The sequence below is a fragment of the Pseudomonas sp. SJZ077 genome, from assembly GCF_007993905.1.
Classification (GTDB): domain Bacteria; phylum Pseudomonadota; class Gammaproteobacteria; order Pseudomonadales; family Pseudomonadaceae; genus Aquipseudomonas; species Aquipseudomonas mandelii.
Genome location: NZ_VIUJ01000016.1, coordinates 90,014 through 102,899, shown reverse-complemented (window position 1 = coordinate 102,899; position 12,886 = coordinate 90,014). Strand labels below are relative to the sequence as shown.

Here is a 12,886-nt window from a genome sequence, read left to right as displayed (position 1 = left end):
GGCTGTTACTCCAGCCACATAACGAAATTGTAATTCCCCCATCACCTTGGCGTTATCCGCAGCTTGCAACGATGTCACCCGGCGACCATGCCGGCGGGCCTTCTCCGCCGAACAATAAAACCCACGCCGAAGCACGTTCCCGTCTGCCGAACCCAAGGAGTGATTGATGGTTAAGAATACAAAAATGTCGATGGCCGCTTTAGCGGTGGTGGTCGGCTCCGGACCGTCCATGGTAATGGCGGATGATAAAGCCGAAGGGTTTATCGAGGGCAGCAGCCTGACGGTGCTCAACCGTAATTTCTACTTCAACCGTGATCACCGCAATGGCCAGTCCAGCCCCACCGGCAATGGTTATTCAGAAACCTGGGCCCATGCAGTGATCAGCAAGTTCGAATCCGGGTTTACCCAAGGCACTGTCGGCGTCGGTGTCGATGCGTTTGCGATGATCGGCTTGAAGCTCGACACCGGTGACGGCCGCAACGGTGGCCGTAGTTCGTTTGATGTGCTGCCCGTCAACAGTGATGGCGAGGCGCGGGACGAGTACACCAAGGTCGGTGGAGCCGCCAAAGTGCGAGCCTTCGATACCGTGGTCAAGGTCGGTGACGTGTTCCCGGCCAACCCGGTGGTGGCGGCAGGTGACTCGCGATTGCTGCCGGAGAGCTTTCGCGGTGTAACGGCGGTCAACACCAGCCTCGAGGGTCTGTCGGTTCAGGGCGGTCGGCTGCATGCGATGAGCCAACCCGTGTCCAGCGATATGCGCGAGAACTTCGCCACGTTTTATGCCGGCCCGGTCAATTCGCCATGGATCGCTTACGGTGGCGGCGACTATGCACTGAACAAGAACCTCAGCTTCAGCCTCTACTCCAGCCGCCTCAAGGATGCCTGGAATCAGTACTACGCCGGCACTGCCTGGACCTATCCGCTATCGGATGACCTGTCGCTGTTTGGCGGCCTGAACTATTACAAGGCGGTCGACGAAGGCAAACAACTGCTCGGCAAGTTCGACAACAACATCTGGAGCGGCCGGGTGGGCGTGAAACTCGGCGCGCACTCCGTTGCACTTTCACACCAGCGCAACAACGGCAACGACGACTTCGATTACCTGCGTCAATCCGACTCGATCTTCCTCGACAACTCCATCCAGTACAACGACTTCAACTCGCCCAAGGAACGTTCGTGGATGGCGCGCTACGACCTCGACATGACCACTTACGGCGTACCGGGGCTCTCGTTCATGACTCGTTACGCCCGAGGCACCGACGCCGATTACACCAACGCCAACGCCGTGTACATGCGCCGCGATGCTGACGGCAATCCACTGACCGACCAGAAGCGCTGGGAACGTGATGTCGAAGTCAAATACGTGGTGCAGAGTGGTTCAATGAAAGACCTGTCGCTGCGTTTGCGCCAGGCCACGACGCGCGCCACGGCATTTGAATCGGATCTGAATGAAGTGCGGGTGATTGTCGAGTACCCGTTGGCGATTCTCTGATCAAGCGGCTGATACACATTCACCTTTAGAAGCTCCTTGCTCCTTTGGTAAGAGGTGAATCTTTGGCGTCCTTCGGGGCGCCTTTTTTTCGCCTGAGTAAAACCTGCAGACGTTGCCGAAGGTTCGGCAGCGCCTGCAGGGAATCCGGCCCTGGCCATCAGGGCGGTGTCAGCTGCCGCGATTGCGGCAATCCCCCGCCACGGTGTATCTGATGGTGTTGAGTTGGCCTTTCGAGTCTTCATAGGTCATGGCGGCGGGCACCACAGCGCAAGCCACTTGCGGACGCACAACGCTTACCACTTTAGCCACGTCCAGCTTCATTCCGTATTCGTAGTCCTTGACCTGCGGCGCCGGTTTTCCCTGGTTGGCCGCGTACTGCTCCATGGCTTTGGTGTTAGCACTCAGCGCCCGTTCGAACGTCCGGTCACCTCCCCCCTCGGCAAACACATTCAGGGACATCGCCAGCATGCCGGCGAACGTCATCAACTGAAGTACTTTCATATCCACTCCCTTCCAATCCTGGCTCAAAAAAAAGCCCGGCATCGGGACTCGATGACAGGCCTGTTCAAGTGCGATGCGCTTACAAGTCGTTGGTGTTGTCGTCTTTCTTTTCATTGACGACGACCGGGTCGCGCGCTTTTTCCTTGGCGACGAACAGCTCTACGGAGCGGTCATTGGCAGTCATCATTCGTTGGAACGTTCGATCACCGCCGCCTTCGGCCAAAGTCAGGGAAGACATCGCCAACGCTGCTGCAAAGGTACTGATGTGTGCAAATTTCATGTTTGATTCCTCGTTTGGTAGCTGACGGAATCAAGGTAACAATCCGAACCTTTCGTGACGGTGGCGCACAAATTACATATCCGTTATGTGGGGTAGGCAGGTCAGGCCTGAGAAAGAACTGTGGCGAGGGAGCTTGCTCCCGCTGGGGCGCGAAGCGGCCCCCGCTCTTCATCTGAAAAGCGGGGCCTGCTGCGCAGTCCAGCGGGAGCAAGCTCCCTCGCCACAGGGTTTGTGTTCACGGTTGGGTGGGGATCGTGTCCTCATCGCGGCGATGGGCGAGCTGATACAACGCCGGCAAGATCAGCAACGTCAGGATGGTGGAGGACAGGATTCCACCGATCACTACGGTTGCGAGCGGTCGCTGCACTTCCGCGCCAGTACCGGTCGCCAGGGCCATCGGAATAAAGCCCAGGGACGCCACCAGCGCCGTCATCAACACCGGGCGCAAACGTGTCAGCGCTCCCACGTTGATCGCATCAGACAGTGAACGCCCCTCCTCCCGCAGGTTGCGGATGAACGCGATCATCACCAGCCCGTTGAGCACCGCGACCCCCGACAGCGCGATGAAGCCCACCCCCGCCGAGATCGACAACGGAATATCCCGCAACCACAGCGCCATGACCCCGCCGGTCAACGCAAACGGAATCCCGGTGAACACCAGCAAGCCATCCTTGAGGTTGTTGAACATCATGAACAGCAACCCGAACACCAGCAGCAACGCCACCGGCACCACGATCCGCAGGCGCTTGGCCGCCGATTGCAGTTGCTCGAACTGCCCGCCCCAACTTGTCCAGTAACCCGCGGGCACCTGCACCTCTCGCTCGATCACCTCGCCCGCCTCTGCGACGAACGAACCGATATCGCGCCCGCGCACGTTGGCGCTGACGATCACCAGGCGCTTGCCGTTCTCACGGCTGACCTGATTGGGTCCCAGCACCAGATCAAGGCTGGCGACTTCCTTCAAGGCAATAAAACCAATCTGATCGGCCGCGGCATTGAGCGGTGCCGGCACCGGAATCAACAGCGCCGACAAACCGTCGATGTCCTTGCGCATGGCATCGGACAATCGCACCACCATGTCGAACCGTCGGTCGCCCTCATACAGCGTGCCGGCCTGACGCCCACCCACCGCGACGGCAATGGTGTCCTGCACATCGCCGATGTTGAGCCCGTAACGCGCTGCCTTGTCGCGGTCGATGTTGATGGTCAGCACCGGCAGCCCGGTGGTTTGTTCGACCTTGACCTCGGACGCACCGTTGACCTTCTGCATCGCGGCGGCAATCTTCGCTGCCGTGGCATTGAGCACGTCCATGTCATCGCCGAACACTTTGACCGCGACGTCGCTGCGCACACCGGAGATCAGTTCGTTGAAGCGCAACTGGATCGGCTGCGACAGTTCATAGTTGCTGCCCGGCAACGTCGCAGCGGCCTGTTGCAGTTGCGCCATCAGGGTTTCGCGAGACTTGCCCGGGTCCGGCCATTGCTCTTTTGGCTTGAGCATCACGTAGCTGTCGGAGATGTTCGGCGGCATCGGGTCGGAGGCGATTTCCGCGGTGCCGGTGCGGGCGAACACCCGCTCGACTTCCGGCACTTTGTTGAGGATCAACGTCTCCAGACGCTGCTGCATGTCCACCGATTGCGTGAGGCTGGTGCCCGGCACGCGCAAGGCTTGCAGGGCGAAATCACCTTCACTGAGGCTCGGCACAAACTCGCTGCCCATGCGGCTGGTCAGCACGCCGCTGAGCACGATCACACCCAGCGCTGCGCCCACCGCCACGGCGCGATGGTTCATCACCCACGCCAGCGCCGGCGCATACACCCGGCGCGCACCGCGCATCACGATGCCCTCTTCTTCCTTGACCTTGCCCGTGACAAACAACGCAATCGCCGCCGGCACAAAGGTCACCGACAGCAGCATGGCGCCGAGCAACGCGATCACCACCGTGAACGCCATCGGGTGGAACATTTTCCCTTCGACGCCGCTCAAGGCGAAGATCGGCAGGTACACGACCATGATGATCAACTGACCGAATATCAGCGGTCTCCGCGCCTCTTTGGCCGCCGCAAACACTTCATGGAAGCGCTCGGAACGGGTCAGCAATCGTCCGTGATGCTGCTGCGCATGGGCCAGCCGTCGCAGGGTGTTTTCGACAATCACCACCGCGCCGTCGACGATGATGCCGAAGTCGAGTGCCCCCAGGCTCATCAGGTTGGCGCTGACCTTGTTGCTGAACATGCCGGTGAAAGTGAACAGCATCGACAGCGGAATCACCATCGCGGTAATCAATGCCGCACGGATGTTGCCCAGGAACAGGAACAGAATTGCGATCACCAGAATCGCACCTTCAATCAGGTTCTTTTTCACGGTAGCGATGGCTTTGTCCACGAGGTGCGTGCGGTCGTACACCGGCACCGCGATCACGCCTTTGGGCAGCGATCGGTTGATCTGTTCCAGCTTGCTGGCGACGGCCTGGGACACGGTGCGGCTGTTTTCGCCGATCAGCATGAACACGGTGCCGAGCACCACTTCACGGCCGTTCTCCGTGGCCGCGCCGCTGCGCAGTTCGCGGCCGATGTCCACGGTGGCGACGTTCTTCACCCGGATCGGCGTGCCATCGACGTTGGCCATGACGATATTGGCGATGTCCTCGGTGCTCGCCACTTGTCCCGGCGCACGAATCAGCAACTGCTCACCGCTGCGCTCGATGTACCCGGCGCCGACGTTGGCGTTATTGCGCTCAAGCGCCGTGATCAGGTCGGTGAGGGTCAGCTTGTACGCCGCCAGCCGTTTCAGATCGGGAGCGATCTGGTATTCCTTGGCAAAGCCGCCGATGGTGTTGATCTCGGCCACGCCAGGGACGTTGCGCAGTTGCGGCTTGATGATCCAGTCCTGAATCACCCGCAGATCCGTCGGTGTGTAGGCGCTACCGTCGTCCTTGAGCGCGCCGTCTCTGGCTTCCACGGTCCACAGGAAAATTTCGCCGAGGCCGGTGGAAATCGGCCCCATCACCGCTTCGGTGCCCTCGGGCAATTGCTCCTTGGCGATCTGCAACCGCTCATTGACCAATTGCCGGGCGAAGAACAGGTCGGTGCCGTCCTTGAAAATCACCGTGACTTGCGACAGCCCCGAACGCGACAGCGAACGGGTCTGTTCCAGCGCCGGCAGACCGGCCATGGCGGTTTCAATCGGGAAGGTGATGCGCTGCTCGGTTTCCAGCGGCGAGAACCCGGCGGCGCCGGTGTTGATTTGCACCTGGACATTGGTGATGTCGGGCACGGCGTCGATCGGCAGTTTTTGATAACTGGCGATCCCGAGGCCGGCCATGAGCAGAACGGCGAGCAGCACGATAATGCGCTGCTCGATGGCAAACTGGATCAGGCGTTCGAACATGAGAACCTTCCACGGATTAATGGGCGTCTTCAGCGCGCTTTTTAATGACTGTGCTCGGCCGAGGCTTTGCCCAGTTCCGATTTGAGAACGAAGCTGCCGGCGCTGGCGACTTGCACACCGGCGTCCAGCCCTTGAGTGACTTCCACCAAACCGGCCGCGCGGCTGCCCAACTCCACCGCCTGCGCCTTGAAGCCATCGTCGGTGCGCAAGAACACCGTGGGTTTGTCCTCGACGGTCTGGACAGCGGCTTCAGGCACGGTGACCCTGGCCTGACGGCTGTCGGTCGCTACACGCGCCGTGACGAACAACCCCGGACGCCACGAGCCCTGCGGATTCTCCAGGGTCACGCGAACGGTGGCCGTGCGGGTCTGTTCGCCGAGCAGGCTGCCGACATAGGCCACCGTGCCGGTGACCTCGGCGTTGAGTTCCGGCGCGTTGACAGTGACGGATTTGCCCACTTGCACCTTGTTCAGATCCTTGGGCGAAACGCCGAACGTCACCCAGACCCGCGACAGATCCGAGAGCGTGAAGGCCGCCGTGGTTTCATCGACCACCTCACCCGGTGCCAGGTGTTTTTCCACCACCATCCCGTCGAACGGCGCGCGCAGTTCATAGCGATTGCCGCCGGTGGCGACCACGCTCCCGCTGAGCACGCTGATTTTCTGTCGGGCGTTGTTCACGGCGATTTCGGCTTCTTCCAACGCCTGTTTTGCCTGCAACACGTCCTGCTCGGCGGAGATCTTGTCTTCCCATAGCTTTTTCTCGCGCTCATAGGTGGTGCGGGCCAAGGCTAAACGACGTTGCGCGGCCGCCTGTTCGCTACGCTGATCGGAAATCTGCTGACTGGCGATCACCGCTAGCAACTGGCCCTTTTTCACCGGCTGCCCGAGGTTGACCGCCACCGACTCGACCACCCCGGGAACCCGCGGCACAACGTGGGCGGTGCGATCCTCGTCAAAGCGCACTTCGCCCGGGAACGACAGGCCGGAACTGATGCTCTGCGCCCGCGCTTCGGCCAGTTCAATACCCGCCGCCGCAATCTGTTCGGCACTCAACTTGATGCGCCCTTCTTCGCCATGCTCGCCCTCGGCTGCCGCGTTTTCTTCAGCGTGATCCGCGTGTTCGGCCGCTTCATCGGCGTGGGCCTCAAGCGGTGCCTTGCCCGCCCACATCGAACCGATACCCATGCCCAGCACCAACGTCGCCACCACGACACCCATCAGTTTTTTATCCATGGAAACTCCTCTGCGCCGTACCGTCGCGCAGTGATCAAAAGGGTGAAATTCAAGGGTTGACGACGAGGTCGCCGAAGATCCGTTCGATGCGCACGCGAGCGTCTGTCGCCTCGCTGACGGCCTGGATGTATTGGCTGCGGGCGCTGATCAGAGTGCGCTGGGCATCGAGCACGTCGAGAAAACCGAACTTGCCCATTTCGAAGCCGCGCGTGGCGCTTTCAACCGCATTTTGTGCGGCGGGCAGAATGGTCTGGTTGAACGCCTGGACTTCGCCGTTGGCGGTCTGCCACTGCTCAAGGGTGGTCTGGATTTCGGTGCGCAAGCGCAGTTCGGTGGCGTTGCGCAGATCCCGCGCCTGATCGGTGCGGCGTGCCGCCGCCAGCACGTTGCCCTGATTGCGGTTGAACAGGGGAATCGGCATCGACAGGCCGACGACGTTGACCCGCTCACGCTCGGTTTCGCTGTATTGGCTGCCGATGCTCACGGTCAGGTCGGGGATGCGCCGGGACTTTTCCAGCCCCAGCGACGCTTCGCGCTGGTTGATCTGGAGCTTGGCCAGGCGCAGCTCGGCGGTCTCGTCGAGACGCTCAAGCAAACGGGTCGGCGGCGGCACTGTCGGCAGGTTTTGCGTGGCGGTCTGTACGGTGGCCGAAGTCGGCAACGGTGCGCCCATGACCTGCGCCAGTTGTTGATAAGCGTTGGCCTGATCGCGCTCGGCGCGGCTCAGTTCCAGGCGTACTTCCGAGCGTTGCACATGCGCCCGCGTGCCTTCGACCGGCGACGACTTGCCCGCCTCGATTCGCCCCTTGGCCACGCGCAAGCCATCCTCGGCCAGTTGCAGCGACTGGCGGGACAGTTGCAGTCTTTGCTGCGCGGTTTGCGCACGGTTGAACGCCTGAATCACATCGGCGCGCAGGGCATTGCGCTTGCGCTCCAGCTCAATCCCGGCGGCGTCCTGGGCGCGGCTGGCGACATCGATCCGCGCACCGCGCTTGCCACCCAGCTCAATCGGCTGGCTGAGCATCACGGTGGTGGTGCGCGAATCGCGGCGGGTGTCCTCGGCTTCCCACGACAATTCGGGATTGGGGATCAGTCCGGCCTGTTTGCGCTCACCCTCGGCGATGCCAATTTCCCATTGGGCCGCAGCCAGATCCGGGTTGCCGGCAAAGGCTGTTTGCAGGGCCTGATCCAGGGTCAGGGTCGATGCCCCCGCAAGGCTTGTACTGGCCAACAACAGAATGCCGCTGGCTGTTTTTTTCAGGCGTGACCGCGCCGTCAGGTGTATTAAACCGGGCAATTGGAAGTCTTCCTTTATTCAAGAATCTTTGATGCCGCCACGGTAGGGTTTTGAACTTATCGACAAGGTGACAGGAGCATTACAAATCCGTTATCCACGGTTGGCGGAAGTTGTTTTGTTCTAGGATGCGAAGTGCACCAGGGCTTTGTCGCAATGTATGGAAACAAATACTCGGCACTTATCTGCCGAACAGCACTTGCTGGATGCAATACATGGCTATTGACGCATTCTTGCTGCGACAGGCTGTCGCAGACCGCCGATTTAAAGGCCTCGGACGTTGACCCTGTAGCCACTACAGCCTTTACCGTATCCGCCATTCAGTGATCGAAACTCATTCGGACCCGCTACAAAAACAACAACTTTCCGCTCAACTTAATTAAATATCCCTTAAATAAAAGTGGTGATAGATCATGCGAATCCTTGTCGTCGAGGACGAGCTTAAAACTGCCGAATACTTGCATCAGGGTTTGACCGAAAGTGGTTATATCGTTGACCACGCGGCCACCGGCGCGGATGGATTGCATCTGGCGCAACAGCAGGCCTATGACCTGATTATTCTCGACGTGAATCTGCCGGAACTGGACGGCTGGGACGTACTGGAACAACTGCGCCGCACTCACTCCACCCGGGTGATGATGCTCACGGCGCGCGGGCGTCTGGCGGACAAGATTCGTGGCCTCGATCTGGGCGCGGATGATTATCTGGTCAAGCCGTTCGAGTTTCCCGAACTTCTCGCACGGGTGCGCACCCTGATGCGCCGCAGCGAGAACATCCCGCTGCCACAGGTACTGAAAGTCGCCGATCTGGAACTCGACCCCTGCCGTCATCGTGCATTTCGTGGCAAGCAACGCATCGACCTGACCACCAAGGAGTTCGCCCTGCTGCATCTGTTGATGCGCCAGTCCGGCGAGGTGCTGACACGCACGCAGATCATTTCGCTGGTGTGGGACATGAACTTCGACTGCGACACCAACGTGGTCGAAGTGTCGATCAGGCGTTTGCGGGCAAAGATCGATGACCCGTTCGACAACAAGTTGATCCACACCCTGCGCGGTGTCGGTTACGTGCTGGAGTCGCGGGAATGAAGCCGGCCAGCCTGTCGATGCGGCTGGGGCTGACGGTCAGTATTCTCGGCGCGCTGCTGGTGGTGTCCCTGGCGATCCTGGCGTATTTCGCACTGACCCATGAGCTGAACGCGTTATCCAGGGACAGTCTCGAGAAGAAGATGGAGCAGGTCGAACACAGCCTGTCGCTGTACACCGACACCGGCGAAATCAGTGCGAAACCGCACATTCTGCTCGATCAGGTCATGGGCCATGACAACCTCACGCTAACGATTTACGACCGCAGCAACCTGCGCACGCAACTGCTCAAATCCGGCACCGGCTTGGCCGATCCACGGCTTGAATTGAAGGTGGTGCGGGCCGTCAGCGACGAGTTGGCCTACGCCACCAGCACTGACGCCGAGGGGGCGAAATTCCTCACGGCGTCCAGGCTGATCAGCCTCAAGGACGGCACCCGTGTCCCGGTGCTGTTGTCGATGGACAACGCCCACAATGAGGCCTTGCTCAGCGCCTATCTGCGCTCGACCCTGATTGCCTTGCCGTTGCTGCTGATCTTTATCGGACTGAGCGCCTGGGGTGCAGTGCAGCGTGGTCTGGCGCCGATGCGCGAGTTTCGCAAAGTGGCGGCGATGGTCTCGACTCAGGATCTGGATCATCGGCTGTCGGTGGTGAATATGCCCCAGGAGCTGAGTGAGTTGGCGCAGGGCATCAACTTCATGCTGCATCGCCTCGATACCGGTGTGCAGCAGCTGTCACAGTTCTCCGATGATCTGGCGCATGAGCTGCGCACGCCGATCAACAATTTGATGGGCAAGGCGCAGGTGACGTTGTCTCGCGAACGCAGCGTGGATGAGTACAAGGATGTGCTGGTGTGCTGCACTGAAGAACTGGAGCGCGTGGCGCGGATCGTCTCGGACATGCTGTTTCTGGCACAGGTCAGTCACCCGTCGGCACTCGTGCCGTTCGAGTCGGTTGCCCTGGAAGAAGAAGCCTGGAAAGTCGCCGAGATGTTCTTCCTGTCGGCGCAGGACAAGCAGATCCATTTGAACGTGGTCGGCCGTGCGCGGGTGATGGGTGACCGGTTGATGATTCAACGCGCGATCTCGAACTTGCTGTCCAACGCGCTACGCCACTGCCCGGTCGGGAAAACCGTGACGCTGCTGATTGAGCGCGGCGCGACCCAGGTTTCGTTGCTGGTCAGCAACCCGGGCGTGGGGATTGAGGCACAGCATCTGCCGCACCTGTTTGATCGGTTCTACCGAGTCGATAGCAGCCGCTCGCGTTCACAAGGCAGCACCGGGCTGGGGTTGGCGATAGTGCGGTCGATCATGAGCCTTCATCAGGGCGTGGCCGAGGTGAAGAGCTTGCCGGGTGCGATGACGGTGTTTCGGTTGGGATTTCCCGCGGTTGACGGGGTGGAGCGCTGAGCCGGTCACACAGGCTGTGAACACCGCAGCTCATTGTGGGCGTGAGCCTGCTCGCGATGGCAATGGATCAGACGCTAAAGAAAACGGCACCTCTCGGTGCCGTTCTGCTTCACACGATCGAGCTATTTATTTACGCGCCGCCTCCCACGATTTCAGCAGTTCGGCATAACTCACGGTTTCACCCTTGGCCTTCTCGTTCGCCAGTTTCGGCTTCGGTGCACCCGGCTGATCGAACCAGTACTGAGCATCGCGCTCAGGGTTCATTTTCGGTGCGCAGGTGGCTTGAGCCTTCGAGCGTTCCAGACGCGCCATGATCGCGTCCTGATCCTTGGCCAGGCCATCCAGCGCCTGTTGCGGAGTCTTCTCGCCGCTGGCCGCTTCCGCGATGTGGCTCCACCACAGTTGAGCCAGACGTGGATAATCCGGCACGTTGGTCCCGGTCGGGGTCCATTGCACGCGGGCCGGGCTGCGATAGAACTCGACCAGACCGCCGAGTTTCGGTGCCAGGTCGGTCATGGCTTGCGAGTTGATGTCCGACTCACGAATCGGCGTCAGGCCGATAATGGTTTTCTTCAACGACACGGTTTTCGACGTCACGAATTGCGCATAAAGCCAGGCCGCCAGTTTCTGCTTCTCAGGCGTGGACTTCATGAACGTCCACGAACCCACGTCCTGATAACCGAGCTTCATGCCCTCTTCCCAGTACGGTCCGCGTGGCGATGGCGCCATGCGCCATTTCGGCGTGCCATCGGCGTTCATCACCGGCAGGCCCGGTTTGGTCATGTCGGCGGTGAACGCGGTGTACCAGAAGATCTGTTGGGCGATGTTGCCTTGGGACGGCACCGGGCCGGATTCGGAGAAGGTCATGCCCGCTGCTTCCGGTGGCGCATAGGCCTTGAGCCAGTCGACGTATTTCTGCGTCGCGTAGACCGCCGCCGGGCCGTTGGTGTCGCCACCACGGGTCACGCTGGATCCGACCGGGTGGCAATCCTCGACGCGGATGCCCCACTCGTCCACCGGCAAGCCATTGGGAATGCCTTTGTCGCCGGCACCGGCCATGGAGAACCAGGCATCGGTGAAGCGCCAGCCGAGGGACGGGTCTTTCTTGCCGTAGTCCATGTGACCGTAGACGCGCTTGCCGTCGATTTCCTTGACGTCTTCGCTGAAGAACTTGGCGATGTCTTCATAAGCCGACCAGTTCACCGGCACGCCCAGTTCATAACCGTATTTTTCTTTGAATTTCGCTTTCAAATCCGCCCGCTCGAACCAGTCGGCGCGAAACCAGTACAGGTTGGCGAACTGTTGGTCAGGCAATTGATAGATCTTGCCGTCCGGTGCAGTGGTGAACGAAATGCCGATAAAGTCCTTGAGGTCCAGGGTCGGCGAGGTGAAGTTCTTGCCTTCGTTGGCCATCAGGTCGGTGATCGATTCGGTCTTGCCGTAGCGAAAGTGCGTACCGATCAGGTCCGAGTCGTTGACCCAACCGTCATAGATGTTTTTGTCCGACTGCATCTGGGTTTGCAGCTTTTCCACCACGTCGCCTTCTTGCAGCAAGTCGTGGGTCAGCTTGATCCCGGTGATTTCGGTGAAGGCCTTGGCCAGGGTTTTGGATTCATATTCGTGGGTCGCGATGGTTTCCGAAACCACCTTGATGCTCATCCCGCGAAACGGCTCGGCGGCCTTGATGAACCACTTCAGCTCTTCGAGCTGCTGCTCTGGCGTAAGGGTGGACGGCTTGAACTCGCTGCCAATCCATTTCTTCGCGGCGTCTTCGTAGGCATCGGCCCAGGCCGAAGCGCTCAGACCGCTGAGTGCCAGCATGGCTGCCAATGAAATGCTATGTCGCAGCTTATTGTTTTTGTCGAACATAGAGACCTCCTGTTTGGTTTTCGGAGCAACATTGCCGATCGATTTCGACTAGCCCCAACGCATCACAGCCAACAGCCACACCAGGGACAACGCGAACGCAACCCAGATGCTCCAGTCGGTGACGCCGATTACCAGCAAATGCAGGTAGGCGCTGCCGAGAAGACCGATAAACAGCCGATCGCCACGGGTAGTGGCAATCGGCAAGAAACCACGCCGAGGGACACTCGGCGAACGTAATTCCCAGGTCGTCATGCCCGTCAGAATCAGGCCAATGACAATGAAGAACGCCGCAGTGGGGACCGTCCAGCTCATCCATTCCATCATCAGCTC

10 protein-coding genes are annotated in these 12,886 nt (G+C 60.1%); 3 read left to right on the top strand and 7 right to left on the bottom strand.

Translation table 11 applies throughout. The features are described from left to right. Positions 1-166: 166 nt before the first annotated feature. Positions 167-1,492: an OprD family porin gene (locus tag FBY01_RS22430; RefSeq protein WP_145309597.1), complete on the top strand. Its 1,326-nt coding sequence runs from the start codon at positions 167-169 to the stop codon at positions 1,490-1,492. Between the two features lie 168 nt (positions 1,493-1,660). Here FBY01_RS22430 and FBY01_RS22425 read toward each other — a convergent pair whose 3' ends face one another. From FBY01_RS22425 to FBY01_RS22405, 5 genes are all read right to left on the bottom strand, one after another. After that, a complete protein-coding gene (locus FBY01_RS22425; protein WP_077748809.1) occupies positions 1,661-1,993 on the bottom strand; it encodes a DUF2790 domain-containing protein in 333 nt (110 codons plus the stop codon). Positions 1,994-2,072: 79 nt separating this feature from the next. Beyond that, positions 2,073-2,273 (bottom strand): co-regulatory protein PtrA N-terminal domain-containing protein, encoded by a 201-nt coding sequence (locus FBY01_RS22420; protein WP_145309595.1) that lies wholly within the window; start codon positions 2,271-2,273, stop codon positions 2,073-2,075. Between the two features lie 235 nt (positions 2,274-2,508). After that, entirely contained in the window at positions 2,509-5,664 is a 3,156-nt protein-coding gene (locus FBY01_RS22415; RefSeq protein ID WP_145309593.1) for a CusA/CzcA family heavy metal efflux RND transporter, read from the bottom strand. A gap of 41 nt (positions 5,665-5,705) precedes the next feature. Beyond that, complete coding sequence (locus FBY01_RS22410) at positions 5,706-6,899, bottom strand: efflux RND transporter periplasmic adaptor subunit (RefSeq protein WP_145309591.1); 1,194 nt, start codon at positions 6,897-6,899, stop codon at positions 5,706-5,708. A gap of 49 nt (positions 6,900-6,948) precedes the next feature. Next, positions 6,949-8,196, bottom strand: coding sequence for a TolC family protein (locus FBY01_RS22405; protein WP_010458831.1), 1,248 nt, complete (start codon positions 8,194-8,196; stop codon positions 6,949-6,951). Between the two features lie 410 nt (positions 8,197-8,606). Here FBY01_RS22405 and FBY01_RS22400 point away from each other — a divergent pair, with 410 nt between their 5' ends. Together FBY01_RS22400 and FBY01_RS22395 are read left to right on the top strand one after the other, a co-directional pair. Then, entirely contained in the window at positions 8,607-9,281 is a 675-nt protein-coding gene (locus FBY01_RS22400) for a heavy metal response regulator transcription factor (protein WP_010458829.1), read from the top strand. Further along, complete coding sequence (locus FBY01_RS22395) at positions 9,278-10,687, top strand: heavy metal sensor histidine kinase (RefSeq protein ID WP_145309589.1); 1,410 nt, start codon at positions 9,278-9,280, stop codon at positions 10,685-10,687. Before FBY01_RS22400 ends, FBY01_RS22395 begins: the two co-directional genes overlap by 4 nt. Before the next feature lie 126 nt (positions 10,688-10,813). On the opposite strand, the gene FBY01_RS22390 is transcribed toward FBY01_RS22395, so the two are convergent. Then, on the bottom strand, positions 10,814-12,556 hold the full coding sequence (locus FBY01_RS22390) for an ABC transporter substrate-binding protein (RefSeq protein WP_145309587.1): 1,743 nt from the start codon (positions 12,554-12,556) through the stop codon (positions 10,814-10,816). A gap of 48 nt (positions 12,557-12,604) precedes the next feature. Beyond that, the gene (locus tag FBY01_RS22385; RefSeq protein WP_010458826.1) at positions 12,605-12,877 is read right to left on the bottom strand and encodes a DUF2160 domain-containing protein; all 273 of its coding nucleotides are present in this window, start codon (positions 12,875-12,877) and stop codon (positions 12,605-12,607) included. Positions 12,878-12,886 lie beyond the last annotated feature (9 nt).

Excerpts from the sequence above, each read along its gene's own strand:
- FBY01_RS22430 (WP_145309597.1), top strand. The coding sequence starts at position 167 with ATGGTTAAGAATACAAAAATGTCGATGGCCGCTTTAGCGGTGGTGGTC.
- FBY01_RS22425 (WP_077748809.1), bottom strand. The coding sequence starts at position 1,993 with ATGAAAGTACTTCAGTTGATGACGTTCGCCGGCATGCTGGCGATGTCC.
- FBY01_RS22420 (WP_145309595.1), bottom strand. The coding sequence starts at position 2,273 with ATGAAATTTGCACACATCAGTACCTTTGCAGCAGCGTTGGCGATGTCT.
- FBY01_RS22415 (WP_145309593.1), bottom strand. The coding sequence starts at position 5,664 with ATGTTCGAACGCCTGATCCAGTTTGCCATCGAGCAGCGCATTATCGTG.
- FBY01_RS22410 (WP_145309591.1), bottom strand. The coding sequence starts at position 6,899 with ATGGATAAAAAACTGATGGGTGTCGTGGTGGCGACGTTGGTGCTGGGC.
- FBY01_RS22400 (WP_010458829.1), top strand. The coding sequence starts at position 8,607 with ATGCGAATCCTTGTCGTCGAGGACGAGCTTAAAACTGCCGAATACTTG.
- FBY01_RS22395 (WP_145309589.1), top strand. The coding sequence starts at position 9,278 with ATGAAGCCGGCCAGCCTGTCGATGCGGCTGGGGCTGACGGTCAGTATT.
- FBY01_RS22390 (WP_145309587.1), bottom strand. The coding sequence starts at position 12,556 with ATGTTCGACAAAAACAATAAGCTGCGACATAGCATTTCATTGGCAGCC.
- FBY01_RS22385 (WP_010458826.1), bottom strand. The coding sequence starts at position 12,877 with ATGGAATGGATGAGCTGGACGGTCCCCACTGCGGCGTTCTTCATTGTC.